This window comes from Streptomyces spectabilis (assembly GCF_008704795.1).
Taxonomy (GTDB): Bacteria; Actinomycetota; Actinomycetes; order Streptomycetales; family Streptomycetaceae; genus Streptomyces; species Streptomyces spectabilis.
In genome coordinates, this window is record NZ_CP023690.1 from 7,486,471 (window position 1) to 7,513,178 (window position 26,708).

Annotated in this window: 26 protein-coding genes; 19 read left to right on the forward strand and 7 right to left on the reverse strand. The window is 73.5% G+C overall.

Annotated features, from left to right (window positions below):
* Window positions 1-9 precede the first annotated feature (9 nt).
* Complete coding sequence (locus CP982_RS32665) at window positions 10-633, reverse strand: nucleotidyltransferase family protein (protein ID WP_150513743.1); 624 nt, start codon at window positions 631-633, stop codon at window positions 10-12.
* Between the two features lie 97 nt (window positions 634-730).
* On the opposite strand from CP982_RS32665, the gene CP982_RS32670 reads away from it, so the two are divergent.
* Window positions 731-1,042: a DUF5955 family protein gene (locus tag CP982_RS32670; RefSeq protein ID WP_150513744.1), complete on the forward strand. Its 312-nt coding sequence runs from the start codon at window positions 731-733 to the stop codon at window positions 1,040-1,042.
* A 201-nt stretch (window positions 1,043-1,243) separates the two neighbouring features.
* Here the strand turns inward: CP982_RS32670 and yczR are convergent, their stop codons facing one another.
* Entirely contained in the window at window positions 1,244-2,713 is a 1,470-nt protein-coding gene (yczR, locus tag CP982_RS32675; RefSeq protein ID WP_150513745.1) for a MocR-like transcription factor YczR, read from the reverse strand.
* Between the two features lie 120 nt (window positions 2,714-2,833).
* Here yczR and CP982_RS32680 point away from each other — a divergent pair, with 120 nt between their 5' ends.
* Entirely contained in the window at window positions 2,834-3,358 is a 525-nt protein-coding gene (locus CP982_RS32680) for a universal stress protein (RefSeq protein WP_229878620.1), read from the forward strand.
* Window positions 3,359-3,646: 288 nt separating this feature from the next.
* On the opposite strand, the gene CP982_RS32685 is transcribed toward CP982_RS32680, so the two are convergent.
* Complete coding sequence (locus CP982_RS32685; RefSeq protein ID WP_150513747.1) at window positions 3,647-4,453, reverse strand: IclR family transcriptional regulator; 807 nt, start codon at window positions 4,451-4,453, stop codon at window positions 3,647-3,649.
* A gap of 304 nt (window positions 4,454-4,757) precedes the next feature.
* On the opposite strand from CP982_RS32685, the gene allB reads away from it, so the two are divergent.
* Both allB and alc read left to right on the forward strand, forming a co-directional pair.
* Complete coding sequence (allB, locus tag CP982_RS32690; protein WP_150513748.1) at window positions 4,758-6,095, forward strand: allantoinase AllB; 1,338 nt, start codon at window positions 4,758-4,760, stop codon at window positions 6,093-6,095.
* Between the two features lie 29 nt (window positions 6,096-6,124).
* On the forward strand, window positions 6,125-7,228 hold the full coding sequence (gene alc / locus CP982_RS32695) for an allantoicase (protein WP_372503455.1): 1,104 nt from the start codon (window positions 6,125-6,127) through the stop codon (window positions 7,226-7,228).
* Between the two features lie 168 nt (window positions 7,229-7,396).
* Here alc and CP982_RS32700 read toward each other — a convergent pair whose 3' ends face one another.
* Entirely contained in the window at window positions 7,397-8,137 is a 741-nt protein-coding gene (locus CP982_RS32700; RefSeq protein ID WP_170316531.1) for an SDR family NAD(P)-dependent oxidoreductase, read from the reverse strand.
* Between the two features lie 238 nt (window positions 8,138-8,375).
* On the opposite strand from CP982_RS32700, the gene CP982_RS32705 reads away from it, so the two are divergent.
* A complete protein-coding gene (locus CP982_RS32705; protein ID WP_150513751.1) occupies window positions 8,376-8,984 on the forward strand; it encodes a dihydrofolate reductase family protein in 609 nt (202 codons plus the stop codon).
* A 169-nt stretch (window positions 8,985-9,153) separates the two neighbouring features.
* Window positions 9,154-9,588: a ribonuclease gene (locus CP982_RS32710; RefSeq protein ID WP_150513752.1), complete on the forward strand. Its 435-nt coding sequence runs from the start codon at window positions 9,154-9,156 to the stop codon at window positions 9,586-9,588.
* Window positions 9,589-9,604: 16 nt separating this feature from the next.
* Here CP982_RS32710 and CP982_RS32715 read toward each other — a convergent pair whose 3' ends face one another.
* Window positions 9,605-9,814, reverse strand: coding sequence for a hypothetical protein (locus tag CP982_RS32715; RefSeq protein ID WP_150513753.1), 210 nt, complete (start codon window positions 9,812-9,814; stop codon window positions 9,605-9,607).
* Window positions 9,815-10,076: 262 nt separating this feature from the next.
* Here CP982_RS32715 and CP982_RS32720 point away from each other — a divergent pair, with 262 nt between their 5' ends.
* From CP982_RS32720 to CP982_RS32740, 5 genes are all read left to right on the forward strand, one after another.
* A complete protein-coding gene (locus CP982_RS32720) occupies window positions 10,077-11,303 on the forward strand; it encodes a sensor histidine kinase (protein ID WP_372503456.1) in 1,227 nt (408 codons plus the stop codon).
* A 183-nt stretch (window positions 11,304-11,486) separates the two neighbouring features.
* Complete coding sequence (locus tag CP982_RS32725; RefSeq protein ID WP_229878618.1) at window positions 11,487-12,695, forward strand: hypothetical protein; 1,209 nt, start codon at window positions 11,487-11,489, stop codon at window positions 12,693-12,695.
* Window positions 12,692-13,879 carry a hypothetical protein gene (locus tag CP982_RS32730; RefSeq protein ID WP_184926243.1) on the forward strand — a complete coding sequence of 396 codons (1,188 nt, stop codon included), beginning with the start codon at window positions 12,692-12,694 and terminating at the stop codon, window positions 13,877-13,879. The genes CP982_RS32725 and CP982_RS32730 overlap by 4 nt, the downstream gene beginning before the upstream one ends.
* Window positions 13,880-13,917: 38 nt before the next feature.
* Window positions 13,918-14,586, forward strand: a complete 669-nt coding sequence (locus CP982_RS32735) for a response regulator (RefSeq protein ID WP_150513755.1) — start codon at window positions 13,918-13,920, stop codon at window positions 14,584-14,586.
* A 167-nt stretch (window positions 14,587-14,753) separates the two neighbouring features.
* The gene (locus tag CP982_RS32740; protein ID WP_150513756.1) at window positions 14,754-15,938 is read left to right on the forward strand and encodes a cytochrome P450 family protein; all 1,185 of its coding nucleotides are present in this window, start codon (window positions 14,754-14,756) and stop codon (window positions 15,936-15,938) included.
* A gap of 103 nt (window positions 15,939-16,041) precedes the next feature.
* On the opposite strand, the gene CP982_RS32745 is transcribed toward CP982_RS32740, so the two are convergent.
* Window positions 16,042-17,055: a Gfo/Idh/MocA family protein gene (locus CP982_RS32745; protein ID WP_150513757.1), complete on the reverse strand. Its 1,014-nt coding sequence runs from the start codon at window positions 17,053-17,055 to the stop codon at window positions 16,042-16,044.
* A 35-nt stretch (window positions 17,056-17,090) separates the two neighbouring features.
* Here CP982_RS32745 and CP982_RS32750 point away from each other — a divergent pair, with 35 nt between their 5' ends.
* From CP982_RS32750 to CP982_RS32780, 7 genes are all read left to right on the forward strand, one after another.
* Complete coding sequence (locus CP982_RS32750; protein ID WP_260423194.1) at window positions 17,091-17,945, forward strand: GntR family transcriptional regulator; 855 nt, start codon at window positions 17,091-17,093, stop codon at window positions 17,943-17,945.
* Window positions 17,946-18,077: 132 nt separating this feature from the next.
* Window positions 18,078-19,073, forward strand: coding sequence for a sugar ABC transporter substrate-binding protein (locus CP982_RS32755; RefSeq protein WP_150513758.1), 996 nt, complete (start codon window positions 18,078-18,080; stop codon window positions 19,071-19,073).
* Between the two features lie 161 nt (window positions 19,074-19,234).
* A complete protein-coding gene (locus CP982_RS32760) occupies window positions 19,235-20,248 on the forward strand; it encodes a sugar ABC transporter substrate-binding protein (RefSeq protein WP_372503457.1) in 1,014 nt (337 codons plus the stop codon).
* On the forward strand, window positions 20,245-21,303 hold the full coding sequence (locus tag CP982_RS32765) for an ABC transporter permease (RefSeq protein WP_150513760.1): 1,059 nt from the start codon (window positions 20,245-20,247) through the stop codon (window positions 21,301-21,303). The genes CP982_RS32760 and CP982_RS32765 overlap by 4 nt, the downstream gene beginning before the upstream one ends.
* A complete protein-coding gene (locus CP982_RS32770; RefSeq protein ID WP_150513761.1) occupies window positions 21,300-22,133 on the forward strand; it encodes an ATP-binding cassette domain-containing protein in 834 nt (277 codons plus the stop codon). The genes CP982_RS32765 and CP982_RS32770 overlap by 4 nt, the downstream gene beginning before the upstream one ends.
* 239 nt (window positions 22,134-22,372) lie before the next feature.
* A complete protein-coding gene (locus CP982_RS32775; RefSeq protein WP_030667542.1) occupies window positions 22,373-23,530 on the forward strand; it encodes an ROK family glucokinase in 1,158 nt (385 codons plus the stop codon).
* The gene (locus tag CP982_RS32780; protein WP_150513762.1) at window positions 23,531-24,130 is read left to right on the forward strand and encodes a sugar kinase; all 600 of its coding nucleotides are present in this window, start codon (window positions 23,531-23,533) and stop codon (window positions 24,128-24,130) included.
* Window positions 24,131-24,181: 51 nt separating this feature from the next.
* Here CP982_RS32780 and CP982_RS32785 read toward each other — a convergent pair whose 3' ends face one another.
* Window positions 24,182-25,180, reverse strand: coding sequence for an ornithine cyclodeaminase family protein (locus CP982_RS32785; protein WP_150513763.1), 999 nt, complete (start codon window positions 25,178-25,180; stop codon window positions 24,182-24,184).
* Window positions 25,181-25,399: 219 nt separating this feature from the next.
* Here CP982_RS32785 and pcaDC point away from each other — a divergent pair, with 219 nt between their 5' ends.
* Window positions 25,400-26,695 carry a bifunctional 3-oxoadipate enol-lactonase/4-carboxymuconolactone decarboxylase PcaDC gene (pcaDC, locus tag CP982_RS32790; protein WP_150513764.1) on the forward strand — a complete coding sequence of 432 codons (1,296 nt, stop codon included), beginning with the start codon at window positions 25,400-25,402 and terminating at the stop codon, window positions 26,693-26,695.
* Window positions 26,696-26,708 lie beyond the last annotated feature (13 nt).

Below are 26,708 nucleotides of genomic sequence, written 5' to 3' on the forward strand. Positions count from 1 at the left end.
CCGCGCCGGTCACTCCAGCCGCTCCAGGTCCGAGAACGTGTCGATGTCGTACGGCTCCGCGACGTCCCCGCACTCCACGAGCGTGAGCGCGGCCGCATGGGCCTTGAGATAGGCGCGCGCCCCCTGGTCGCCCGTCGCGGCCGCCGCGATGCCGTCCCAGTGGTCCGCGCCGAACAGCACCGGATGGCCGCGCTCGCCGTCGTACGCGGCGGCCGCGAGGTCGGCGGGGGAGCGGTGCGCGGCAAGCAGGCGGGCCACGGCGGCCGCGCCGACGCCGGGCTGGTCCACGAGCGTGACGAGCGCGGCCCGCGCCCCGGTGTCCCGCAGCGACGCCAGGCCCGCGCGCAGCGAACTCCCCATCCCTTCCCGCCAGTCCGGGTTGTCCACGAGTACGCACCCCGGGAGCGTCGCCTGCTCCCGTACGACGTCGGCGGTGGCCCCGAGCACGATGTGCACGCGGGTGCAGCCGCCCTCGCGCAGGGCCCGCGCGGCACGCTCCACGAACAGCTCCCCACGGTGTTCGAGCAGGGCCTTCGGGCAGCCGCCCAGGCGCCGCCCGCCGCCCGCGGCGAGCAACAGGCCGGTGACCTCGACGGCGGGGGAGGACGGGGCGGGTGGCAGTGATTCGGTCATGACTCTTGCTTACCGCATGGCTTCTGGGGACCCTGTTCCGGCCGGGGCGTGGCCGAAAGATGCGGCTGCCGCACGACGACGTGCGAGGGGGAGAGCTGTGTTGCGGAGCATGGGGCAGAGAGTGGCGACGGGCGGCCACGAGGATCCGCGGGTGACGGAGCTGCGGGCCGCGGTGTCCCGACTGCGCCGTGAACTGGCCTCCTATCCGGGCGAGTTCCCCGACCGGGGGATCGCCGAGGACGAGCTGGCGGCGCTTGCCGCGATGGCGGCGGCGGGCGCGCCCGATCTCCGCCGGCTGCGGCGCTCCCTCTTATTGGTCGCGGGGTCGATCGGCTCGGTCAGTGCCTTGACGGGGGCGCTGGGTGGAGTGCGGGGCGCGGTGGACCTCTTCAGCGAGCCCCACGGCTGAGCCCCCTTCCCGAACAAGGGGTTCCGCCCCCTTGGACCCCCGCTTTTCGGCGCTCCGCGCCTCGTCCTCAAACGCCGGACGGGCTGAAACTGTCGCCGGTTGCGGCAGCGATTTCAGCCCCTCCGGCGTTTGAGGAGCGGGGGTCTGGGGGCGGAGCCCCCAGGAATCGGGAAGGGGCGGGCCTGGAGCGCCCCACGAGGGCTACGCCACCCAGTCGCCCGGCAGCGGCGCGCCCGCAGGAGCCGCCAGGTCACTGGAGAGGGCGGCGGCCAGGCGGGTGGCCGCGAGCTCGCACTGGTCCGGCGGCAGCGTGTACGGAATCCGCAGCCGGTGCTCGTGCGTACCGGGATCCGCGCCGAAGCGGGAACCTCCCTCGATCCGCACCCCGCGGGCAAGCGCCGCCCGCGCGAGGCCCGAAGCCACCGGTGCCCCCAGATCCACCCACAGGGAGAGCCCGCCCGGAGGCAACTGCCAGCGCCACTCGGGCACATGCCGGGTCAGGGCGGCGGCGAGGGCCTCCCGCGAGGCCCGCAGTGAGGTGATCCGCGCGCGCAGCACCTCGTCCATGCCCTCAAGGAGGTGCAGCGCGACGAGCTGCTCGATCACCGGCGTTGCCATGTCCGACGGCACCCGCGCCATGGCCAGCTCCGTGATCAGGCGCGACCCGGCCCGCACCCACCCGATGCGCAGCCCGCCCCAGTGCGACTTGCTCAACGACCCCACGGTGACGACCTGTTCGGCCACCCCGTGCGGGGCGAGCGAGGCGAACGGCGCGGGCGGCGGCACGTCGAGGGCGATGTCGGCGATCGTCTCGTCGACGAGCAGCCAGGTGCCCGTGGCGCGGGCGGTCTCCAGGATCCGCACCCGCTGCTCCCGGCCCATCAGGGCACCCGTCGGATTCTGGAAGTCCGGTACGAGGTAGGCGATCCGGGGCGCCGCCTGCCGCAGCGTCGACTCGACCAGGGCCGTGTCCCAGCCCGCGTCGGTGACCGGCACGGGCGTCGCGCGCATGCCCGCGCGGCGGATCGCGTCGAGCGCGTTGGGATACGACGGGTTCTCGACCAGTGCCCGGTCGCCGGGGCGCCCGAGCAGCGCGAGGGCCAGGGAGATCGCGTGCTGGGCGCCGGTCGTGATCAGGATCTGGTCCGGCAGGGTCGGCAGGCCCCGGCGCGTGAACCGGTCCGCGACCGCCGCGCGCAACTCCGGGAGCCCGTACGGGTGGTAGCCCGCCGTCGGCGCGTGCTCGGGCAGCCGGGCGGCGGCCGCCGCGAGCGCCGCGCTCAGCTCCGCCGCGGGCGCGGGCGGCGCCGCCACCGCCAGGTCGATGACCCCGTCGCCGACGGGGAACGCCGCGACGCTGGCCGGGCGGCGGCCCTCCGGCAGCTCCGTCCACGTGCTCGCGCCCCGGCGGCTGCGCGCGAACCCGCCGTCGCGCAGCAGGTCGTACGCCGCCGTGACCGTGGCCCGGCTGACACCCAGTGCCGTCGCCAGTTCGCGCTCGGCGGGCAGCCGGGTGTGCAGCGGGACGCGGCCGTCGAGCAGCAGTGTGCGGACCGCCTGGGCCAGCGCGCGGTAGCCCGGCCGGGCCCCGGCCAGATCGGTCACCAGGCCGGCGAGCCGCGTGCCGCCGAGCCGTCTGTCCACGGAATGGACCGTGTGCGCCTCTGCCATGCCAAATCCTTCCGATTGGCCCTGCTCTCCAGGCCAATGAGCGTACACACTCAAGATCAGCAGCCGCTTTGGCCGACGTACTGGCCTGGTGGCGGCAGGTGCGACGTACGAGGAGACGACGTGAACGGCGAGTGGGACGACGAGACGGCGGGGCCGGGGCGTGTGGTGGTCGGGGTCAGCGGGGACTCGCTGGCGAGCCTCGCCGCGCTGCGGGTCGCGGCGCGCGAGGCGCGGGGGAGCGGGCGGACGCTGGTCGCGGTGCTCGCGTGGGAGCCGCCGGAGGGGGAGGCGCTGTATCTGCGCCACCCCGATCCGGCGTGGGCCGCGCACTGGCGGGGCGTGGCGCGGGAGCGGTTGGCGGGGGCCTTCGACGAGGTGTTCGGCGGGGGGCCGCCCGGGGTGGTGGCGGAGCGGCGCCTGGTGCGGGGGCGGCCGGGGCCCGCGCTGTGCCGGGTGGCCTCTCGGCCCGAGGATCTGCTGGTGGTGGGGGTGTGGCGGGGTGGCCGGTGGCCGGGGCGGGTCCGCCGCTACGCGGAGGCGCACGCGGCCTGTCCCGTCCTGGCGGTGCCCGCGCCTCCGGAGCCGGTCGCCTTGCGGCGGGCCCTGCGCCGGGCACGACCAGCGGACTTCGCGCTGCGCCCCTGACCCGCCCCTTCCCGAACCAGGGGCTGCCGCCCCTGGGGCCCCGCACTTCATCGCGCTGGCGCGCTCGTCCTCAAACGCCGGACGGGCTGGATGGTTGCCGGTGCGGACCGGATCTCGTCTGCGGCCCGCAAGGGGATCTCCGGCCCGCAGGAGGACTTCCGGCCCGCACCGGAGACTTTCAGCCCGTCCGGCGTTTGAGGACGAGGCGCGGAGCGCCGAAAAGCGGGGGTCCAAGGGGGCGGAGCCCCCTTGTTCGGGAAGGGGCGGGTCAGGGGCGCCCCGCGAGGGTCAGGCTGACGGGCCCGAGCTGGCCAGGGCCGTGGAGAGTTCCGTCGCGACCTGCTGGAGGACGGGGACGATGAGGCGCGTGGCCTCGTCGGTGACGCGGCCCGCCGGGCCCGAGATGGAGATCGCCGCGGCCGTGGGCGAGTCGGGCACGGAGACGGCGAGACAGCGCACGCCGATCTCCTGCTCGTTGTCGTCGACCGCGTACCCCGCGCGGCGGACCTCTTCGAGCGCGTCGAGGAAGCCGTCCGGCGTGGTGATGGTCTTCTCCGTGGCGGCGGGCATCCCCGTACGGGCGAGCAGCGCCCGCACCTCGTCCGGCGGCGTGTGCGCGAGCAGCGCCTTGCCGACCCCGGTGGAGTGCGGCAGGACCCGCCTCCCCACCTCCGTGAACATGCGCATGGAGTGCTTGGAGGGCACCTGCGCCACGTACACGACCTCGTCGCCGTCGAGCAGGGCCATGTTCGCCGTCTCGCCGGTCTCCTCGACGAGGCGGGCGAGGTAGGGGCGCGCCCAGGTGCCGAGCAGCCGGGAGGCGGACTCGCCGAGGCGGATCAGGCGGGGCCCGAGCGCGTACCGCCGGTTGGGCTGCTGGCGGACGTATCCGCAGGCGACGAGGGTGCGCATCAGGCGGTGGATGGTCGGCAGCGGAAGCCCGCTGCTGGCGGAGAGCTCGCTGAGTCCGACCTCGCCCCCGGCGTCGGCCATCCGCTCGAGCAGGTCGAAGGCGCGCTCGAGGGACTGGACGCCACCGCTCGCGGGCGCGGAGGATTTCGCGGCGTCGGTGGTGCTGGCGCTGGACGTCGGCACGGCGCGTTCCTTTCGACTGGCAGGCGGTATGCAGCCTACCGGGCGCCTGCGGGGGTCGGATCCGGCGCGGGCGGGGCGTCCGTGCCGGTCAGTGCGTGTTTGTCCGGTCTCCCGCGAGGCGTTCGGAGCGCCTTCGACGGTATGCGTCGTACAGAGCTACGTTCTGAACTACGGAATTATACTTCCACTTTGTGGAAACGTATAGACCCTTGACTCGGCCCGCGACGAAGTGAAAACTCCTTCAACAGAACGTTGAATTCCGCTGGCCGGAAGGTCGGCGGAACCCATACGGAGAGGGGTCGCGGTGTCCGACGTCGAACTGGTGCTGCGCTCGACGCGCGTCATCACCCCCGAGGGGACGCGCGCCGCGTCCGTCGCCGTCAGCGGCGGCACGATCGTGGACGTACGCGCCCACGACGCGCCCGTGGAGCCCGGCGCCCGGCTGGAGGACGTCGGCGACCACGCGCTCCTTCCGGGGCTCGTCGACACGCACGTGCACGTCAACGACCCCGGCCGGACCGAGTGGGAGGGGTTCTGGACGGCCACGCGCGCGGCCGCGGCCGGCGGCATCACCACGCTCGTCGACATGCCGCTCAACTCCCTGCCGCCGACGACGACCGTGGACCACCTCCGTACGAAACAAGGCGTCGCCCGGCCCAAGGCGCACATCGACGTCGGCTTCTGGGGCGGCGCCCTGCCCGACAACGTCAAGGACCTCAGGCCCCTGCACGACGCGGGCGTCTACGGCTTCAAGTGCTTCCTCTCGCCCTCCGGCGTGGACGAGTTCCCGGAGCTGGACCACGAACAACTCGCCGCCTCCATGGGGGAGATAGCCGGGTTCGGCGGGCTGCTCATCGTGCACGCCGAGGACCCGCGCGAGCTGGCCGCCGCACCCGCCCGCGGCGGACCCAAGTACGCGGACTACCTGGCGACCCGCCCGCGCGTCTCCGAGGACACCGCCATCGAGGGCCTCATCGCCCTGGCCCAGCGCATCGGCGCCCGCGTGCACGTCCTGCACCTGTCCTCGTCCGACGCCCTGCCCCTGATCGCCGCCGCCAAGCGCGAGGGCGTCCGGCTCACCGTCGAGACCTGCCCGCACTACCTCACGCTCACCGCCGAGGAAGTCCCCGACGGGGCCAGCGAGTTCAAGTGCTGTCCGCCCATCCGCGAGGCCGCCAACCAGGACCTGCTCTGGCAGGCGCTCGCCGACGGCACCATCGACTGCGTCGTCACCGACCACTCCCCGTCCACCGCCGACCTCAAGACGGCGGACTTCGCCACCGCCTGGGGCGGCATCTCCGGGCTCCAGCTCAGCCTGCCCGCCGTGTGGACGGCCGCCCGCGCGCGCGGCCACGGCCTGGAGGACGTGGTGCGCTGGATGTCCACCCACACCGCGCGCCTGGTCGGCCTGGACCGCAAGGGCGCCATCGAGCCCGGCCGCGACGCCGACTTCGCGGTCCTCGCGCCCGACGAGACCTTCACCGTGGACCCCGCCCGGCTTCAGCACCGCAACCGTGTCACCGCCTACGCGGGCAAGACCCTCAGCGGCGTCGTCAAGTCCACCTGGCTGCGGGGCCGACGCATCGTGTCCGAGGGCGAGTTCACCGCCCCCTCGGGCCGACTCCTGGAAAGGAAGAACTGATCACCGTGACGGCACGGCATCAATCCCCTGTGGCCGGCTTCACCGGCGACGCGCGCCCCTACGGCGGCGGCGAGCCCTACGCCGACTACCGCACCGCCGACTTCCCCTTCACCCAGTACGCCAACCTCGCCGACCGGCAGCTCGGCGCCGGAGTCATCGCCGCCAACGACGAGTTCTTCGCGATGCGCGAGAACCTCCTCCTGCCGGGCGCGGCCGAGTTCGACCCCGAGCACTTCGGCCACAAGGGCAAGGTCATGGACGGCTGGGAGACCCGGCGCCGCCGGGGCGTGTCCGCCGAGCACCCCTGGCCCACCGAGGACGACCACGACTGGGCCCTCGTCCGGCTCGGCGCGCCCGGCGTCATCCACGGCGTCGTCGTCGACACCGCCCACTTCCGGGGCAACTACCCGCAGGCGGTGTCCATCGAGGGCACGGCCGTCGAGGGCGCGCCGACGCCCGAGGAGCTCCTCGCCGACGACGTGAAGTGGACCGTGCTCGTCCCGCGCACCCCCGTCGGGGGCCACGCCGCGAACGGCTTCGCCGTGGACGTGCCGCAGCGCTTCACGCACCTGCGGGTCAACCAGCACCCCGACGGGGGCATAGCCCGTCTGCGCGTGTACGGCGAGGTCGTCGCCGACCCCGACTGGCTCACCGCGCTCGGCACCTTCGACGTCGTCGCCCTGGAGAACGGCGGCCGGGTCGAGGACGCCTCCGACCGCTTCTACTCGCCCGCCACCCACACCATCCAGCCCGGCCGTTCGCGCAAGATGGACGACGGCTGGGAGACGCGGCGGCGGCGCGACCAGGGCCACGACTGGATCCGCTACCGGCTGGCGGCGCAGGCCTCCGTCAGGGCCCTGGAGATCGACACCGCGTATCTCAAGGGGAACTCGGCGGGCTGGGCCTCGGTGTCCGTGCGCGACGGAGAGGACGGCGAGTGGGTGGAGGTGCTGCCCCGCACCCGGCTGCAGCCCGACACGAACCACCGCTTCGTACTGCCCCGGACCGCCGTCGGCACCCACGCGCGCGTGGACATCTTCCCCGACGGCGGCATCTCCCGCCTCCGCCTCTTCGGCCGCCTGACGGAGGAGGGCTCCACGGCCCTCCGAACCCGCCACCGCGAACTGGGCTGAGCCGCGTCAATCGGCGCTCCGCGCCTCGTCCTCAAACGCCGGACGGGCTAAAACTGTCGCCGGTTGCGGCAGGGATTTCAGCCCCTCCGGCGTTTGAGGAGCGGGAGTCCGGGGGCGGAGCCCCCAGGAGGCGGGAAGGGGCGGGCATGTTGCGCTGCCCGCGAGGGCCTACGCTGCGTGGCCGCCGTCGACCGACAGCTCCGCTCCCGTGACGTACGCCGCCTCGTCCCCGACGAGGTACGCCACCATCGAGGCCACCTCCGCGGCGCTGCCGTAGCGGCCGAGGGCGGTGTCGGCGGCCTGGCCCGCGGCGTACGGGCCGTCGGCCGGGTTCATGTCGGTATCGATGGGCCCGGGGTGCACCAGGTTCGCCGTGACGCCCCGCTCGCCCAGCTCCCGCGCCAGCGCCTTGGTGAGGCCGATGAGGGCCGCCTTGCTGGTGGCGTACAGCGTCCCGCCGGGACCCGGCACCAGCTTGGCCATGCAGCTGCCGATGGACACGATGCGCCCGCCGCGCGGCAGCCGCGCGGCCGCCGCCTGGGAGGCGAGGAACGCCGCGCGGACGTTCACCGCGAGGACGCGGTCGACGTCGGCGAGGCTGAGGGACTCCAGGGGGCCGATGACACCGGCGCCCGCGTTGTTGACCAGGATGTCGAGGCCCCCCAGGTCGTCCGCGGCACGCTCGACGGCGCCCGCGGCGTCCCCGGCGTCGGCCGCGTCGGCCCGGATCGCGAAGCCGCGCCGCCCCGTCGCCTCGATCTTGGCGACGACCTCGCGGGCCGCGTCCTCGCCCCGTACGTAGGTGATCGCCACGTCGGCGCCCTCCTGGGCGAGACGCAGGGCGATCGCCGCGCCGATGCCCCGGCTGCCGCCGGTGACCAGGGCCGTCTTGCCGCTGAGAGAAGACATGTCAGTACCGCGCTTTCGCATTCGTTTCCCTGGTGACCGCCGGTGGCGGCCCCGTGCTTGCGTGCTCCATCAAAGTCGCGGCCGGACCCCGGAGCTGGCGGGAAACAGACGCCGAGGCGCGCCCCAGCGGAGCGCCGCCGGAGAGCGATGAGTTCCGGGCGGTGCGGGGGTCGAAACAGATGACGGGGCGCGGACGGCGCCCGGCAGCCACTGCGGCACGACACAGAAGGCGATCGCCATGAAGATCACGCTCACGCAGTTCCAGACCCTCGACGGCGTCATCCAGGCCCCGGGCGGCCCCGACGAGGACACCAGCGACGGCTTCGAGCACGGCGGCTGGTCCGTGCCGTACGGCGACGAGGACTTCGGCGCCTTCGTCACCGAGGTGTTCGGCCGGGTGGACGCCTTCCTCCTGGGCAGGCGCACGTACGAGATCTTCGCGGGGTACTGGCCGAAGATGACCGACCCCGCCGACCCGATCGCCTCCCGGCTCAACGCGCTGCCCAAGTACGTGGCCAGCCGCACGCTGACCCGCGCCGACTGGACGGGCACCGAGATCATCGGCCGTGACGACCTGGTCAAGGACGTCACGGCGCTCAAGGAACGGCCCGGCCGCGAACTCCAGCTGCACGGCAGCGCGGGCCTCGCGCAGAGCCTGCTCGCGCACGACCTGATCGACACGCTGCACCTGCTGACGTTCCCGGTGGCCCTCGGCACCGGCAGGCGCCTGTTCGCCGAGGGCGGCCTGCCGACGGCGTTCCGGCACACGGGCTCCCGTACGACGTCCAAGGGCGTCGCGATCAACTCGTACGACCGCGAAGGGCGTCCGGAGTACGGGAGTTACTAGGAACCGGGGGCGCCGGAGCGACTGGTCGCACGTCCGGAGCGGTGGGTTCCAAGTCCGGGCGAGGCCGCTCATAACGGGCGGCCGGGCCCGGTTAACTCCAGGAAAATTCCTGGGACTTACGCACCATTGTCATTGACACATCAACCTCTACGCGCGTCACACTGGCCCCATGCGAATCCCCCCACGGATCACCCGTCTCGCCAGTGTGTCCGCCCTCGCCGCCGCGCTCCTCGTCGGCGGCTCCGTCACCGGCGTCGCGAACGCCGCCCCCGCGGCGGCTCCGGCCGCCGTCGGCCCGGCCGCGTACTCGGTCGCCGCGATCGGCGACATCTGTTACTCGAAGCTGCCCTCGCAGGCGCACGACACCCTCGACCTGATAGCGAAGAACGGGCCGTTCCCGTACCCGCAGGACGGCACCGTCTTCCAGAACAGGGAGGGCATCCTGCCGAAGCAGGGCACCGGCTACTACCACGAGTACACGGTCAAGACCCCGGGCTCCTCGAACCGCGGCGCCCGGCGCATCGTCACCGGCGAGCGCAGCCAGGAGGACTACTACACGGCCGACCACTACCGGTCCTTCGACCTGGTCGACCACAGCTGCTGACCCGCGCCCAGGGGGCTCACCGCGCCTTCTCGACGCTCTCCGCCGCCGCGAACAGGGCGACGGCGAGCACGATCAGCGCGATGCTCAGATACAGCTCGTAGCCGTCGGCGAAGCCGAGGTGCTGGACCACGCCCCACCCGCGCAGCCAGCCGGTGAACTCGTGGACCAGGCCCGCGACCCCCTGGACGAACAGCACGAACCCGATTCCCTCCAGAAGCTTCTTCATGAACAAGATCCTCGTCCCGCGGACCCCCCACCCACATCGGCCGCGGGGCGAGGCCCACCAGGACGTGCGGCCGCATCGGCGCGCGCCGGGGTGCGTCCAAAGTCGCGTACGCCATGACTTTGGTCGCCGATCACCGCTGGTGGGAGGGGATCCGGCCGGGCGGTGCGTAGATTTGTCGATTGTGAACGACAGCGCAGCCACACGACCGGCCGTCGACGGGGGACGGCCGGTCGGCGTGGACCACCCAGGAGGGGCTGAGCCCGTGGTGCGCAGCACCTGGTTCCTGCCCTCGGCCGTCGCCGCCGAGCTGGACCCGGACCGCGAGGACGGGGACGGCGGAGGCAGGCGTGTGCGGCGCACCCTGCGCGACTGGGTCGTCGACTTCTGCTTCTTCCTGATCGCCGTGTTCATCGGCCTCATCGGTGCGGACGGCGCCGCCAAGAACCCGGCGCTCTCGGAGCACATGGTGGTGCTCGACCAGCTGGTCGGCGCCGCGTCGTGCGCCGCCGTCTGGCTGCGCAGGCGCTGGCCGGTGGGGCTCGCCGTGGCGATGCTGCTCGTCGGCCTGGTGTCCGACTCCGCGGGCGGCACCGCGCTCGTGGCCTACTTCACGCTCGCCGTGCACCGGCCGTTCAAGTACAGCGCGTTGATCGGCGGCCTCGCGGTGGCCTCGATCCCGGTGTTCTACTGGCTGCGGCCCGACGGCGAGACGCCGTACCTGGTGTCCGTCGGGCTGATCTCGATGGTCATCGTCCTCGTCTTCGCCTGGGGCATGCTCGTGCGCTCCCGGCGCCAGCTCCTGATCGCCCTGCGCGACCGGGCCCGGCGCGCCGAGAACGAGGCCGCGCTCCGCGCCGAGCAGGCCCAGCGGCTGGCCCGCGAGGCCATCGCGCGCGAGATGCACGACGTCCTCGCGCACCGCCTCACGCTGCTCAGCGTGCACGCGGGCGCCCTGGAGTTCCGGCCCGACGCCCCGCAGGCGGAGATCGCCCGCGCCGCCGGGGTCATCCGGGAGAGCGCGCACGAGGCCCTCCAGGACCTGCGCCAGGTCATCGGCGTGCTGCGCGGCGGCGAGGCGGAGACCTCCTCCGGGCGGCCCCAGCCCACCCTCGCCGCCCTCGACACGCTCGTCGCCGAGTCCCGCGACGCGGGCATGAAGGTGGTGCTCGACCTGCGCGTGGCCGACCCCAAGGCCGTGCCCGCCGCGATCGGCCGCACCGCGTACCGCATCGCTCAGGAAGCCCTGACCAACGCACGCAAGCACGCGCCGGGCGCCGAGGTCACCGTCACCGTCGCGGGCGCGCCCGACGAGGGCCTGACCGTGGCCGTCCGCAATCCGGCGCCCCCCGGCGACGTGCCGCCCGTGCCCGGCTCGGGGCAGGGGCTCATCGGGCTCACCGAACGGGCGTCGCTCGCGGGCGGGCGGCTCGCCCACGGCGCCGGGCGCGACGGCGGCTTCGCCGTCGAGGCGTGGCTGCCGTGGGGGTGAGACCCGGGCCTCCCGAGGGGGGCCGAGTCGCCCGTATTGCCATGGTTTGAGCCCCAACTCCCGGCTGTCCAGGGCCTGGTGGGGGCACGTGATCGCCTCCCGGATACGATCGGCCGCTGCACAGAAGCAAAGGCCCGAAAACAAGGGTCGACGGCAACGGCTCGTAACGGAGAGGTGAAGGCAGTGACGGGGGAGAGCGCGCCGGACGACACCGGCCGCCCACAAGAGGGCAAACGGTTCATACGCGTACGCCAACGCATCAGGACCCGGCGCGGCGCGCTCGCCGCCGGCACCGTCGTCGCGCTGCTCGCCGCGGGCCTCGGCACCTGGGCCACGGACACCTGGCCCTTCGACGGCCGCGACCGCTACTGCTGGGGGGCCTGGGAGGAGGACGGCGGTCCCGACATCCTTGGTGACGAGGCCTTCGACGGCGACGACGCCCGCAGCCGCACGGCGGAGGAGACCGCGCCCACCGCGGCCCGGCCGCAGGGGCGGTGCGTGCTCGCCGTGCGCTCCGCACACACCTTCAGCGACGGCGACAAGGGCGTCCAGGACACCCGGGTGACGGTGACGTACGGACCGGCGCCCGAGAAGGCCGCCGCCCGGCTCGAATGGATCAACACCTTCGTCGGCGGCCGCGCGATGCCGCTGCCCGAAGGGCTGCCCGGCGCCGTCGACGGCAGCCGCGGCCTGCTGGTCCTGCCCGAGAGCTGCGACACCCGCGACGGACGGCCCACCGCCGTCACCCTGCGGGCCGAGGAGAAGGGGCCGGACGACATCGTCGGCGGCACGGACCTCGGCGGCGCCGACGCGGCCGTCGAGCTCCTCCTCGCCGCCGCCGACCGGGGCATGCGCGCCGCGGGCTGCGCCCCCGCGAAGCCGCCGCGCGTCACCTCGCCCCTGCTCCGGCTCCCGGAGAAGGACGACACCAGTCCGTCGAGCGCCGTCTGCCGCATCCCCGGCCTCGACGTCGGCTCCGGCCTCACCAAGGAGGCGGCGCTGCGGGTCGTGGCCCAGGCGGGCGCGGTCACCCGGGACCGGCAGGCCTGCTCCGTACGGATCGGCCGCTCCGTGCGGCTCGGGGAGCGCGAGGACACCCGGATCTTCGACGCCCTGATGATCCGCGAGCCCCGGCTCGGCGCGCTGCTCGACGGCGTGACCGGGAGCAAGCCGCCCGCGCCCGGCTGGCGCGGCACCGGCGTCTTCGCCGACGGCCACCAGGTCGTACGCGCCCGGTGCGCGGGCCGTCCCACGACGTTCCTGCTGCTCGGCTCGTCGGCGCGCGAGACCAAGGGCCACTTCACCACGTTCACCGACGCGGTGACGCGCCGCCTGGGGTGCGCGCCCCTCGCGCCGAAGGCGCCGGCCACCGCCGCGGGGGAGAACCGATGAGCGAGCACAGCACGACGACCACGGACGACACCACGGACGGCGGGGGAGACGTGGCGGCCGCCGTCGCCACGGCCGCGCCGCGCCACCCCTGGTGGCACTGGCGGCAGCTCACCCGCGGCCGCCTCGGGCCCGCCGTCGCCGCGACCCTCGCCGGTGCGCTGCTCGGCGGCGCGGGCGTGGCCTGGCAGACACAGGCGGGACCCTTCGCCGACGACCGGGCCTGCTGGGGCGCCCTCGACGAGGACGCCGTGGCGGACCTGTTCCAGGGCAAGCGGGACATCGACTCCTCCGAAGTGCCCGTCAGCACCGACCGCATCGGCTCCGAAGGACCCTCCGGCCTCTGCCAGTTGACGTCCCCGCGCGGCGCCCGCGTCACCGCCCGGCTGCACCGGCTCGACGTCCGCTTCGGCGGCGCGGGCGACCAGTGGGCCGACGAGTACCTGTCCGCGCGCATGACCCCGTTCGGCGGCGGCCTGCTCGGCATGGTGTCCGACACGCGCGCGTGGCTCGCGATCCCCGAGGGCTGCGTCGGCCGGCAGCGCGAGGACGACGGCCCGCTCGTCGTCGATATGGAGACCGGCTGGACGGTGTACGACGACGAGGTCGACACCGACGAACGGGCCCGGCTCGCCCGCGCCGTGGTCACGCTCGTCAACGACTACATGACGGACCAGGGCTGCACCCGCACCCTCGCCGACCCGACCGAAGGGCTCGGCGCCCCCGCGCGCTTCACCGACGAGAAGCCCGACGCCGTCTGCGGCATCAAGGGCCTGCGCACGCACGACGGCAAGGACGCGGACCACTACCGCCGCCCCCTGGTCACAGCCGGCGACGCCCCCGTGCGCACCTGCGACCGCGACGTCCTCTTCGGCCATCCGTCGCTGCGCCTGATGACGGTCGCGGACCCCCGCCTCGCCGTGCTCTACAAGGACCTCTCGTACGACGGCGGCCAGCGGCACATCACGGCCGAGGGCGACACCCGCCGCCACCCCCGGGGATACGGCTTCGTCCGCGACGACATGGCCCTCTACCGAGCCGAGTGCCAGACCGGCGACGTCACCTTCCTGATCCGGGCCGACGACGGGGAGCGCGCCGCCGACATCCGCGCGCTCATGCCCCGTTACGTGGCGGCGGAGGCCGACCGCGTGGGCTGCGGCCCGCTGCGGATCCGGCTGCCCGGGTGACCGCGTCCCCCGGTGCGGGGCTCGTTACGGTAGGGCGCATGAAACCGATCAGGCTCCTGCTCGTCGACGACGACCCGCTGGTCCGCGCCGGACTGTCCTTCATGCTCGGCGGCGCCGACGACATCGAGATCGTGGGCGAGGCGGGGGACGGCAGCGAGGTCGCCGCGCTGGTCGGCGAGGTGCGCCCTGACGTCGTCCTCATGGACATCCGGATGCCCACGATGGACGGCCTCGCCGCCACCGAGGCCCTGCGCAAGCGGCCCGACGCCCCCGAGGTCGTCGTCCTCACCACCTTCCACGCCGACGAGCAGGTGCTGCGGGCGCTGCGCGCCGGGGCCGCCGGGTTCGTCCTCAAGGACACCGCGCCCGCCGAGATCGTCGCGGCGGTACGGGCCGTGGCCGCCGGGGAGCCCGTGCTCTCGCCCTCGGTGACGCAGCAGCTGATCTCCCAGGTGACCGGGGGCGGCCCCCAGCTCGACCGGCGCCGGCGGGCCCTCGCCCGCCTCGGCGCGCTCGGGGACCGCGAGCGCGAGGTCGCCGTGGCGGTGGGCCGGGGCGCCTCCAACGCGGACATCGCCGCCGAGCTCTTCCTGAGCGTGGCCACGGTCAAGGCCCACGTGTCACGCATCCTGACGAAGCTGGACCTCAACAACCGCGTGCAGATCGCCCTCCTGGTCCACGACGCGGACCTCCTGGACGGGGCCTGACCTTGCTGGAGGGGGGCTATGAACAGCCCCTCCGGCGTTTGAGGAACGGGGGTCTGGAGGCGGAGCCTTCAGGTCGGGAAGGGGCGGGTCTGGGGCGCATCGCGAGGGAACGGCCCGGCCGCCCCGTTCGTTCCGCGGATACCAGGTAACCGCACGAGGGGACCCCCATGGCAGAGCAGGCCATCGATCTCAGCTCGTACGAGGACTTCACCACCGACCCCCACCGCGCCTACGCCGAGTTGAGGACCCGCGGCCCCGTCCACCGCGTCCGCTTCCCACCCCCGGACCACGACGTCGACCACTACTTGGTGGTGGGCTACGAGGAGGCCCGCGCCGCCCTCGCCGACCCCCGCCTGACCAAGTCGACCGCGGGCCACGCCGACGCCATACCGGACGAGCAGCTGATCGGCCCGCACCTCCTGACGGTGGACCCGCCGCACCACACCCGCCTGCGTGGCCTGATCGCCCGCGAGTTCACCGCCCGCCGCGTCCAGGCCCTTCGCCCGCGCGTCCAGCGGATCACGGACGGCCTCCTCGACGAGATGCTCGCCAAGGGCAGCCGCGCCGACCTGGTCGAGGCGCTCGCCTTCCCGCTGCCCATGACGGTCATCTGCGAGCTCCTCGGCGTCCCCGACCTGGACCGCGAGCGCTTCCGCCGCCTGTCGCACGAGGCCGTCTCGCCGACGACGGAGCAGTGGGAGGACACGGTCTTCGTCGAACTCGCCGCCTATCTGGACGACTTGATCGAGGCCAAGCGCGCGGCCCCCGGCGACGACCTGCTCAGCGCCCTGATCCGCACCCGCGCGGAGGACGGCGACCGGCTCTCCCACGAGGAGCTGCGCGGCATGGCGTATCTCCTGCTCATCGCGGGACACGAGACGACGGTCCACCTCATCACCAACACCGTCCACGCCCTGCTCACCCGCCCCGCCCAACTGGCCGCGCTGCGCGCCGACCCGAGCCTGCTGGACGGCGCGATCGAGGAAGGCCTGCGCCACGAGGGCCCGGTGGAGAACTCCACGTACCGCTTCACCACCGAGCCCACCGAGATCGGCGGCGTGCTGATCCCGGCGGGAGCCGTCGTCGTGGTCGGCCTCACCGCGGCCAACCACGACCCGCAGAAGTACGGGGCGCCGGACGACTTCGACCTGCGCCGCGCCCCCCAGGGCCATGTCGCCTTCGGCCACGGCATCCACTTCTGCCTGGGCGCCCCGCTGGCCCGCGTCGAGGGCCGGATCGCCGTCGCCTCGCTCCTGGAGCGCTGCCCGGACCTCGCCCTGGACGGCACCGCGGCCGACTGGCGCCCGGGCCTGCTGATGCGGGGGCTTCAGCGCCTCGACGTCCGCTGGTAGCACCAGGACCCGGGCCTGGATCTGACCCTCGTTCAGCAGACCTTCGCCGCCCAGCCGGGGCCCCGGCCCGGAGGGGGAAGGGCCGGGCCGGGGCGGCCGGGGCTCAGGCCCCGGCGATCTCCGCGAGCCGCACCACCCGGCGCTCGGCCCGCGACAGCTCGCACGCCTCGGCGATGCGCAGCGCGTGCAGCGCCTCCCGGCCGTCGCAGGGGTTGGCCAGCTCACCGCGTACGACGTCGACGAACGCGGCGAGCTCCGCCTCGTACGCCGGGGCGAAGCGCTCCAGGAAGCCGGGCCACGGCTTGTCGGGCGCGCCGGGGCCGTCCGGCTCGGCGGAGGTGAGCGGGGTGCGGGCGTGCACGCCGACCGCGATCTGGTCGGCCTCGCCCGCCAGCTCCATGCGGACGTCGTAGCCCGCGCCGTTGCAGCGCGTCGCCGTCGCCGTGGCCAGGGTGCCGTCGTCGAGGGTGAGGACGACGGCCGCCGTGTCGACGTCGCCCGCCTCGCGGAACATCGCGGGACCGGCGTCGGACCCCGTCGCGTACACCTCGGTGACCTCGCGCCCCGTCACCCAGCGCAGGATGTCGAAGTCGTGCACGAGGCAGTCCCGGTAGAGCCCTCCGGACAGCGGCAGATACGCGGCGGGCGGCGGCGCCGGGTCCGAGGTCATCGCCCGTACGGTGTGCAGCCGCCCGAGCCTCCCCGAGCGCACGGCCGCGCGGGCCGCCGCGTACCCGGCGTCGAAGCGGCGCTGGAAGCCCAGCTGCAGGATCGTTCCGGCGGACTCGACCTCGGCGAGCGCGGCGAGCGTGCCCGGCAGGTCGAGCGCGATGGGCTTCTCGCAGAAGACCGGGAGCCCGGCCCGCGCGCCCCGGGCGATGAGCGGCGCGTGCGCGGACGTCGCCGCCGTGATCACCAGCGCGTCCACCCCGGCGGCACCGGGTGCGAACAGCGCGTCCACCGAAGGGGCCGCCGTCGCCCCGAGCCGCGCCGCGAGGTCGGCCGCCCGCGCGCCGTCCACGTCCGCGACGACGAGCGAGTCCACCTCCGGACGGCGGGCGAGGGCCGCCGCGTGGAAGGTGCCGATACGTCCCGTTCCGATCAGTCCGATGCGCATGGGCCCACCCTCCCGACGGACCCGCGCTCCTGTCAATGGTTTGTCCTGACAACAGAACTTCCGAACTTCCCGTCATCATCTCCCCGGACTACGCTCGCTCCGTGACCGAACAAGCAGCAGCCAAAGCCGCGAAACCGGCCGTGGACCCCACCGTGGCCCTGCACCTCGGCGTCGACCGCAGCAGTCCCGTCCCGCTGTACTTCCAGCTCTCCCAGCAGCTGGAGGCGGCGATCGAGCGCGGTGCCCTGACGCCCGGAAGTCTGCTCGGCAACGAGATCGAGCTGGCCGGGCGGCTCGGCCTCTCGCGGCCCACCGTCCGCCAGGCCATCCAGTCGCTCGTCGACAAGGGCCTGCTCGTGCGCCGCCGCGGCGTCGGCACCCAGGTCGTGCACAGCCAGGTCAAGCGCCCCCTGGAGCTCAGCAGCCTCTACGACGACCTGGAGGCCGCGGGCCAGCGCCCCGAGACCCGGGTCCTGCGCAACGTGGTCGAGCCCGCGTCCGCCGAGACCGCGGCCGCCCTCGGCGTGGCCGAGGGCAGCGACGTCCACCTGGTCGAACGGCTGCGGCTCGCGCACGGCGAGCCCATGGCCCACCTGCGCAACCACATCCCGGCCGGACTGCTGCCCCTCGACACCGAGCGCCTGGAGGCCACGGGCCTGTACCGGCTGATGCGGGCCGCGGGCATCACGCTGCACAGCGCCCGGCAGTCCGTGGGCGCCCGCGCCGCGGGGGCGGAGGAGGCCGAGCTGCTCGCCGAGCCGGCGGGCGCGCCGGTGCTCACCATGCGGCGTACGACCTTCGACGACACGGGCCGCGCGGTCGAGTACGGCTCGCACATCTACCGCGCCTCCCGGTACTCCTTCGAGTTCCAGCTGCTCGTGCGCCCCTGACCTGGCCGGGCGCCACAGAAGTAAGAATGTTCTGACAAAGTCATTGACGGTGGGCCGCGCCCCCGGCTACAACTCCCTCCAGCCGCACAGGAGCGGCGGCCGGGAGCAAGCCGGGAGAAGGGTGGCACCACCATGCGTACAGCCCGCACGGCAGCAGCCGTCATAGCGGTCGTCGCGCTCGCGGCAGGCTGCAGCAGCTCCGGCGGCAAGGACGACGAGGGCGCGGGCGACGAGGGCGGCGGCTCCGGCGGCAAGGCCGCGGGCACCCCGCGTCTGAAGATCGCGATGATCACGCACTCCGGCGAGGGCGACACGTTCTGGGACATCGTGCAGAACGGCGCCGAGGAGGCGGCGAAGAAGGACAACGTGGAGTTCCTGTACTCCAACGACAAGGAGGGCAAGGGACAGGCCGAGCTGGTCCAGACCGCCATCGACAAGAAGGTCGACGGGATCGTCGTGACCCTCGCCAAGCCCCAGGCCATGCGGGCCGTGCTCGGCAAGGCGAAGCAGGCGGGCATCCCCGTGGTCACGATCAACTCGGGCGGCGAGTTCTCCACCCGGTTCGGCGCGCTCGGCCACATCGGGCAGGACGAGACCGTGGCGGGCGAGGCCGTCGGCGACGAGCTGGACAGACGCGGCAGGAAGAAGGCCCTGTGTGTGATCCACGAGCAGGGCAACGTCTCCCTGGAACAGCGCTGCGCCGGGGTGAAGGAGACCTTCGGCGGATCGGTCGAGAACCTGAACGTCGACGGCACCAACCAGCCCGGCGCCCAGTCGTCCATCAGCGCGAAGCTCCAGGCCACCAAGGGCATCGACGCGGTGGTCACGCTCGGCGCGCCCGTCGCGGCGGTCTCCGTGAAGGCCAAGGAGGACGCGGGCAGCAAGGCGGAGATCGACACCTTCGACCTGAACGCCGAGGTCGTCCGGCGGCTCGAGGCGGGCGAGGTCGGCTTCGCCGTCGACCAGCAGCCCTACCTCCAGGGCTACCTCGCGATCGACGAACTGTGGCTGTACGAAACGAACGCGAACGTCCTGGGCGGCGGCAAACCGGTCCTGACCGGGCCCGCCGTGGTCACCGCGAAGGACGTACCGAAGCTGGAGAAGTTCACCGCCCGCGGTACCCGATGACCATGCGGGGCCGCGGCGTGACCGATACTTGGGCGGCTGGGTCCGGACACCGGGCCCAGCGGCACGAGAGGCACGGCAGGGCGCGGCACGCTTCGCACACTGCGAACACGGCAATCTCGACAGGCACTGCAAGCACGGCACAGCAAGAAGGGCACGGCGACGTGGCAAGGGTTCGGACGGGAGTACGTGCGGTGGGTGCCGTGCTGGTTGCGGTGCTCGGGGCGTCCCTCGTGGGATGCAGCAGCACCGGCGGCAAGCGCGCCGAGGACGCGCGCAAGGCGGCGCAGGCGTCGGGCAGGGCCGCGGTGGACACGCCGCGCTGGACCTTCGCGATGATCACCCACTCGGGCGACGGCGACACCTTCTGGGACATCGTCCAGAACGGTGCCAAGCAGGCCGCCGTCAAGGACAACATCAAGTTCCTGTACTCGCACCACGACGAGGCGCAGCAGCAGGCCCAGCTCGTGGACGCGGCCATCGACAAGAAGGTCGACGGAATCATCGTCACGCTCGCCAAGCCGGACGCGATGAAGGCCGCCGTGGCCCGCGCCCGCAAGGCCGGCATCCCGGTGGTGACCGTGAACTCGGGCTCGGAGGAGTCCAAGGAGTTCGGCGCCCTGACCCACATCGGCCAGGACGAGACCATCGCGGGCGAGGCCGTCGGCGACGAGCTGAACGAGCGGGGCAGGAAGAAGGCCCTGTGCGTCCTGCACGAGCAGGGCAACGTCGGCCACGAGCAGCGCTGCGAGGGCGCCAAGAAGACCTTCAAGGGCGAGATGAAGAACCTGTACGTCGAGGGCACCAACATGCCCGACGTGCAGTCCTCCATCGAGGCCAGGCTCCAGTCCGACAAGGACATCGACGCGGTGGTCACGCTCGGCGCGCCGTTCGCCGACACGGCCGTGAAGGCCAAGGAGGGCGCGAACAGCAAGGCCGAGATCGACACCTTCGACCTGAACGAGAAGGTCGCAGGCGGCCTGAAGTCCGGCAGCCTCGGCTTCGCCGTCGACCAGCAGCCCTACCTCCAGGGCTACGAGGCCGTGGACCTGCTGTGGCTCTACAAGTACAACGCCGACGTCCTCGGCGGCGGCAAGCCGGTCCTCACCGGCCCGCAGATCGTCACCAAGGACCAGGCGGGCGAGCTCGAGGACTACGCGAAGCGGGGGACCCGATGAGCGCGACCGCACCAGCACCGCACAAGCCCGCGCAGGAGGCGGACGAGCGCCTCCTGACGACCTCCCCCCTCAAGAAGCTGCTCGGCCGCCCCGAGCTGGGCTCGGTCGTCGGGGCCGTGGCGGTCTTCCTGTTCTTCGCGATCGTCGCGGACAGCTTCCTCCAGGCCAACAGCATCGCCACCGTCCTCTACGCGGCCTCCACGATCGGCATCATGGCGGTCCCGGTGGCGCTGCTGATGATCGGCGGCGAGTTCGACCTGTCGGCGGGCGTCATGGTCACGACGTCCGCACTGATCTCGTCGATGTTCAGCTACCAGATGACCGCGAACGTCTGGGTCGGCGTCGGCGTCTCGCTGCTCGCGACCCTCGCCATCGGCGTGTTCAACGGCGTCATGCTGACCCGCACCGACCCGCCGAGCTTCATCATCACGCTCGGTACGTTCCTGATGCTGACCGGCATGAACCTCGGCTTCACCAAGCTGATCAGCGGCACGGTCTCCACCAAGTCGATCTCCGACATGGAGGGCTTCTCCTCCGCCAAGGACGTCTTCGCCTCGACGATCACCGTCGGCGGCGTCGACTTCAAGATCACGATCGTCTGGTGGCTGGCGATGGTCGCGGTCGCCACCTGGATCCTGCTGCGCACCCGCGCGGGCAACTGGATCTTCGCCGTCGGCGGCGGCGAGCAGGCCGCCCGCGCGGTCGGCGTCCCCGTCTCCAAGACGAAGATCGGCCTCTACATGGGCGTCGCCTTCGGCGCCTGGGTCTCCGGCCAGCACCTGCTGTTCAACTACGACGTGGTGCAGTCCGGCGAGGGCGTGGGCAACGAGCTGATCTACATCATCGCGGCCGTCATCGGCGGCTGTCTGATCACCGGCGGCTACGGCTCGGCGGTCGGCGCCGCGGTCGGCGCGCTGATCTTCGGCATGACCAGCAAGGGCATCGTGTACGCCGAGTGGAACCCGGACTGGTTCAAGTTCTTCCTCGGAGCGATGCTGCTCCTGGCGACCCTGCTGAACGCGTGGGTCCGCAAGCGTGCGGAGGCGACGAAATGACGACCGAGGCCGTATCCAAGGACGCCCCGGCCCCCGCGGACCGTACGCCGCTGGTCGAGCTCGACGACGTCAGCAAGTACTACGGCAACATCCGCGCCCTCGAAGGCGTCTCCCTGGAGGTGCACGCCGGGGAGATCTCCTGCGTGCTCGGCGACAACGGCGCGGGCAAGTCGACGCTGATCAAGATCATCGCAGGGCTGCACAAGCACGACGCGGGCACCTTCCGCATCGAGGGCGAGGAGACCCGGCTCGCCAGCCCGCGCGAGGCCCTGGACCGGGGCATCGCCACCGTCTACCAGGACCTGGCGGTCGTCCCGCTGATGCCGGTCTGGCGCAACTTCTTCCTCGGCTCGGAGCCGACGAAGGGGGCCGGCCCGTTCAAGCGCCTGGACGTCGACCGGATGCGCCGGACCACGCACGCCGAGCTGCTGCGCATGGGCATCGACCTGCGCGACGTCGACCAGCCCATCGGCACGCTCTCCGGCGGCGAGCGCCAGTGCGTGGCGATCGCCCGCGCCGTCCACTTCGGCGCGAAGGTGCTCGTCCTCGACGAGCCCACCGCCGCGCTCGGCGTGAAGCAGTCCGGCGTCGTCCTGAAGTACGTCGCCGCCGCGCGCGACGCGGGCCTCGGCGTGGTCTTGATCACCCACAACCCGCACCACGCCTACCTCGTCGGCGACCGCTTCGTCCTCCTCAAGCGCGGCCAGATGTCCGGCAGCCACACCCGCGCCGAGATCACCCTCGACGAACTCACCCGCCAGATGGCGGGCGGCTCCGAGCTGGACGACCTGCGCCATGAGCTGGAACGAGCCCCGGGAAGCGCCCCGTAAGGGGCGCGGGGAACTGCGCGACCAGCCACAACGAAGCCGCAGACGCACCTGCCGAGTACCGAGCAGACGCGTCTGCGGCTTTTCGCGCGCCGAGCGCGCCCACGCGGCGGAGCCGCAAATCGACACACCCCCGCGCCCCTGAGGGCGCTCACCCAGGGCCCGGGCGGGAAGCCCGGGGCGGCCGCGCCCCCGGGTCCCCGTTGTGCGGCCCCCCGCGAGCGTGAGGCAGAATCGGCGCGATGAGCACCTACCGCGACCTCACGCACCGCGGCTCCGCCCGAGCCACCGTTCTGCGGACCGTGGGCACGCGTGAGCGCCGTTCGCACCTGACGGCCCCCCGCGTCCCCACGGTCGGCATCGACATCGGCGGCACGAAGGTGATGGCGGGCGTCGTGGACGCCGACGGCAACATCCTGGAGACCCTGCGCACCGAGACGCCGGACAAGTCCAAGAGCCCCAAGGTCGTCGAGGACACCATCGTCGAGCTGGTCCTCGACCTCTCCGACCGGCACGACGTGCACGCCGTCGGCATCGGCGCCGCGGGCTGGGTCGACGCGGACCGCAACCGCGTCCTGTTCGCCCCGCACCTGTCGTGGCGCAACGAACCCCTCCGGGACCGCATCTCCGGCCGACTCGCGGTGCCCGTCATGGTGGACAACGACGCGAACACCGCCGCCTGGGCCGAGTGGCGGTTCGGCGCGGGCCGCGGCGAGGACCACCTCGTCATGATCACGCTCGGCACCGGCATCGGCGGCGCGATCCTGGAGGACGGCCAGGTCAAGCGCGGCAAGTTCGGGGTCGCGGGCGAGTTCGGCCATATGCAGGTCGTGCCCGGCGGCCACCGCTGCCCGTGCGGCAACCGCGGCTGCTGGGAGCAGTACAGCTCGGGCAACGCGCTCGTCCGCGAGGCCCGCGAGCTGGCCGCCGCCGACTCCCCGGTCGCGTACGGGATCATCGAACGCGTCAAGGGCAACGTCCCCGACATCACCGGGCCCCTCATCACCGAACTGGCCCGCGAGGGCGACGCCATGTGCGTCGAACTGCTCCAGGACATCGGCCAGTGGCTCGGCGTCGGCATCGCCAACCTCGCGGCGGCCCTCGACCCGTCCTGCTTCGTCATCGGCGGCGGCGTCAGCGCGGCCGACGACCTGCTCATCGGCCCCGCCCGGGACGCCTTCCGCCGCCACCTCACCGGGCGCGGCTACCGTCCCGAGGCCCGCATCGCCCGCGCCCAGCTCGGCCCCGAGGCCGGCATGGTCGGCGCCGCCGACCTGGCCCGCCTGGTGGCCCGCCGCTTCCGCCGCGCCAACCGCCGCCGCGTGGAGCGCTACGAGCGGTACGAGCGCTACGCCGAGGCCCGCCGCGCCAACGACCGCACCGCCCAGGGAACCCAGTAGATGACCGTCCCCCGCCAGCCCTCGCCCCCGGACCTGCCCGGCGCCCCCGGCCCCGCGGACGGGGCGCCGCGCCCCGAGGACCGCCGCCACATGATCCGCCGCCGCTGGCTCACCGCGACGATCATCGTGCTGCTCATCGGCGTCCCCGCGGGCTATCTGCTGATCTCCGCCAACCAGTCCCGCGACAGCGGCCGCGACAAGGAGAAGAAATACTCCGCGACCGGCCTCACCGCGGGCTGGCCCTCCAAGGTCCAGCGCCGCCTGTACGACGTACCGGTGCCGCCGTACTCGGCGGAGGTCGCCTACTACGAGACGAACAACTGGCGCACCAGCCGCCTGTACGTCCAGTTCCTCACCAGCAACGAGGGCCTGGAGAAGTTCCTCAAGGAGACCGGCACCAGCGCGAGCAAGCTGAAGAAGGACGACATCACCATCAGCAAGCGCGACCAGAACGTCGTCGGCTGGGAGTTCACGGGCCCCGGCCCCTGGTGGGGCGTGACCCACGACCAGGACAACCCGGCGCCCACCCAGGACATCGTGGTGAGCCGCGCCAACCCCAAGCACCCGATGGTCTACGTGGTCTCCGCGACGACGCCCTAGGCACGTCCGGCGGACGGGAAGAGGTCATGGCGGGTTCCGCCGCGGCCACCGTCAGGCTCCCGGGCCCGCGCCCCGCCGCTCGTACGCCGCCACGGCCACCGCCAGGTCCTGCCACGCCATCCCCGCCGACTTGAACAGGCGCGGCCGGTCCTCCGCGACCGGCACCTCGCCCCGCACCAACTCGCCCAGCGTGCGCAGCCGTTGCGGGTCGAAGGCGCGGGCGGCGACGGCCTGCACGATGTCGCCGCACTCGCGCGTCGCCACGGCCCTGGCCTCGGCGACGACCGTGGCCCGGCCCACGAGCCGCTCGTCCACCTCGCGCGCGGCGGCCTCGTGCGAGCCGACCGCCGCGACGGCGGCGTGCGGCGCGAGCAGCGCGCTGTCGAACAGCGGCTCGCGCGCCGTCGTGCAGCAGCACACCACATCGGCCGCCGCGACGTCCCCGGGCGTCGCGGCCGCCGCCGTCAGGCCCGCGCCCCGGCAGCGCTCCACGAACGCCGCGAGCCGCTCCCGGTCCCGGCCCACCACGTCCACGTGCGCGAGCCCGGGCCGCACCGCCCGCACCGCCTCCACGTGCCCCCACGCCTGCGGGCCCGTCCCGAACACCAGCAGCCGCCGGGCCCCGGGCGCCGCCAGGTGCCGCAGCGCCGCCCCGGACACGGCGGGCGTGCGCAGCGACGTCAGCGCGATGCCGTCGAGCAGGGCCAGCGGGGTGTGGGTGAGGCCGTCGAGGAGCAGATAGAGGCCCTGGATGCGGGGCAGCCCGCGCGCGGGGTTGTCCGGCGTGACCGAGGCCACCTTCACCCCCGCGTACGCCGTCGTGGCCGAGGGCATCAGGAGCAACTGCCCGCCCGGCACCCCGACCACGGCCCGGTCGGGCTCCGCCTCCGGATCGAGACCGCCGCCGACGAGCGCGGCCTCCACGGCAGCGACGGCGGCGGCCATCGGAACGAGCCGCGCGAGGGCGTCGGCGCCGATGTGGGGGAGGAGATTTCCTGAAGACTCCAGGGGGTTCCTTGGAGGTTCTGCGGAGACGGGCTGTGGATTCATCCGGTGATCCTCACCGAACCCGGCCCACCGGAAACCCCGTACGGGAGCGCTCCGAAGGGATGCGGGGAACCGCGCGACCAGCCACGACAAGGCCACGGACGCACGACCGCGGCCATCGGACGGCCAGGAGGAAGGCGTGCCGGAGGCACAGCGGCACCGCCCGGCCCGGTCGATGCCCCCGTCACTCGGCGCCGAAGGCGACTGGCTAGCGTGGAGCGGGTGAGTGAGACGAAGAACCCTGCCCTCCAGTTCCGCTTCGACGGTCCGGACGACGCCCCGGTCCTGGTCCTCGGGCCGTCGCTCGGCACCACGTGGCACATGTGGGACCGGCAGGTACCCGAGCTGAGCAAGCACTGGCGGGTGCTCCGCTTCGACATGCCGGGGCACGGCGGCGCCCCCGCCCACCCCGTGGAATCCGTCGGCGAGCTGGCCGCCCGCGTGCTCGCCACGCTCGACGAGGTCGGCGTGCAGCGCTTCGGCTACGCGGGCTGCTCGCTCGGCGGCGCCATCGGCGCCGAGCTGGCCCTCAGGAACCCCCAGCGGGTCGCCTCGCTCGCGCTCATCGCCACCTCCCCGCGGTTCGGCACCGCCGACGAGTGGCGCCAGCGCGGCGTGATCGTCCGCACCAACGGCCTCGACCCGGTCGCCAGGACCTCGCCCGAGCGCTGGTTCACGCCCGGCTTCGCCGCCGCCCAGCCCGCCATCACCGACTGGGCCGTGCAGATGGTGCGCACCACCGACCCCGGCTGCTACATCGCCGCCTGCGAGGCGCTCGCCGCCTTCGACGTCCGCGGTGAGCTCGGCAGCATAGGAGTGCCCACGCTGGTCCTCGTCGGCTCCGAGGACCAGGTGACCGGCCAGGGCGAGGCCCGCACGCTCGTCGCGGGCATCCCCGACGCCCGCCTCGCCGTGGTGCCCGGCGCCTCGCACCTCGCGCCCGTCGAGCAGCCCGCCGCGGTCACCGACCTGCTCGTCCGCCACTTCGGCAGCGCCTGGCAGGCCGCGCCGGACACCGCCGCGACCGGCCAGCACGCGATCGCGGCGCCGCCCGTCAAGCCCGTCCTCGCCCCGCCGCCCGCCGCGCCCCCGGCCGAGATCGCGCCCGTGGAGCGGCCGCAGGAGCAGGGCGAGCGCCCCGACGCGTACGCCGCGGGCATGAAGGTCCGCCGCGAGGTCCTGGGGGACGCGCACGTCGACCAGGCCCTGGCCGCCGCCGACGAGTTCTCGGAGGACTTCCAGGACCTCGTCACGCGCTACGCCTGGGGCGAGGTCTGGAGCCGCCCGGGCCTCGACCGCCGCACCCGCAGCTGCGTCACGCTCACGGCCCTCGTCGCGGGCGGCCACCTGGAGGAGCTGGCCTTCCACGTCCGCGCCGCCCTGCGCAACGGCCTCACCCCGCCCGACATCAAGGAGGTGCTGCTCCAGGCCGCCGTGTACTGCGGCGTGCCCGCGGCCAACAGCGCCTTCCGGGTCGCGCAGACGGTCATCCGCGAGGAAACGACGCCCCAGGAGTAGCGCGGGCCCCCAC

What these genes read in the sequence shown, in the direction of transcription:
- CP982_RS32665 (WP_150513743.1), bottom strand. Translation starts at nt 633, where the DNA reads ATGACCGAATCACTGCCACCCGCCCCGTCCTCCCCCGCCGTCGAGGTC.
- yczR (WP_150513745.1), bottom strand. Translation starts at nt 2,713, where the DNA reads ATGGCAGAGGCGCACACGGTCCATTCCGTGGACAGACGGCTCGGCGGC.
- CP982_RS32700 (WP_170316531.1), bottom strand. Translation starts at nt 8,137, where the DNA reads ATGTCTTCTCTCAGCGGCAAGACGGCCCTGGTCACCGGCGGCAGCCGG.
- CP982_RS32705 (WP_150513751.1), top strand. Translation starts at nt 8,376, where the DNA reads ATGAAGATCACGCTCACGCAGTTCCAGACCCTCGACGGCGTCATCCAG.
- CP982_RS32710 (WP_150513752.1), top strand. Translation starts at nt 9,154, where the DNA reads ATGCGAATCCCCCCACGGATCACCCGTCTCGCCAGTGTGTCCGCCCTC.
- CP982_RS32715 (WP_150513753.1), bottom strand. Translation starts at nt 9,814, where the DNA reads ATGAAGAAGCTTCTGGAGGGAATCGGGTTCGTGCTGTTCGTCCAGGGG.
- CP982_RS32730 (WP_184926243.1), top strand. Translation starts at nt 12,692, where the DNA reads ATGAGCGAGCACAGCACGACGACCACGGACGACACCACGGACGGCGGG.
- CP982_RS32735 (WP_150513755.1), top strand. Translation starts at nt 13,918, where the DNA reads ATGAAACCGATCAGGCTCCTGCTCGTCGACGACGACCCGCTGGTCCGC.
- CP982_RS32740 (WP_150513756.1), top strand. Translation starts at nt 14,754, where the DNA reads ATGGCAGAGCAGGCCATCGATCTCAGCTCGTACGAGGACTTCACCACC.
- CP982_RS32745 (WP_150513757.1), bottom strand. Translation starts at nt 17,055, where the DNA reads ATGCGCATCGGACTGATCGGAACGGGACGTATCGGCACCTTCCACGCG.
- CP982_RS32750 (WP_260423194.1), top strand. Translation starts at nt 17,091, where the DNA reads ATGGTTTGTCCTGACAACAGAACTTCCGAACTTCCCGTCATCATCTCC.
- CP982_RS32755 (WP_150513758.1), top strand. Translation starts at nt 18,078, where the DNA reads ATGCGTACAGCCCGCACGGCAGCAGCCGTCATAGCGGTCGTCGCGCTC.
- CP982_RS32765 (WP_150513760.1), top strand. Translation starts at nt 20,245, where the DNA reads ATGAGCGCGACCGCACCAGCACCGCACAAGCCCGCGCAGGAGGCGGAC.
- CP982_RS32770 (WP_150513761.1), top strand. Translation starts at nt 21,300, where the DNA reads ATGACGACCGAGGCCGTATCCAAGGACGCCCCGGCCCCCGCGGACCGT.
- CP982_RS32775 (WP_030667542.1), top strand. Translation starts at nt 22,373, where the DNA reads ATGAGCACCTACCGCGACCTCACGCACCGCGGCTCCGCCCGAGCCACC.
- CP982_RS32780 (WP_150513762.1), top strand. Translation starts at nt 23,531, where the DNA reads ATGACCGTCCCCCGCCAGCCCTCGCCCCCGGACCTGCCCGGCGCCCCC.
- CP982_RS32785 (WP_150513763.1), bottom strand. Translation starts at nt 25,180, where the DNA reads ATGAATCCACAGCCCGTCTCCGCAGAACCTCCAAGGAACCCCCTGGAG.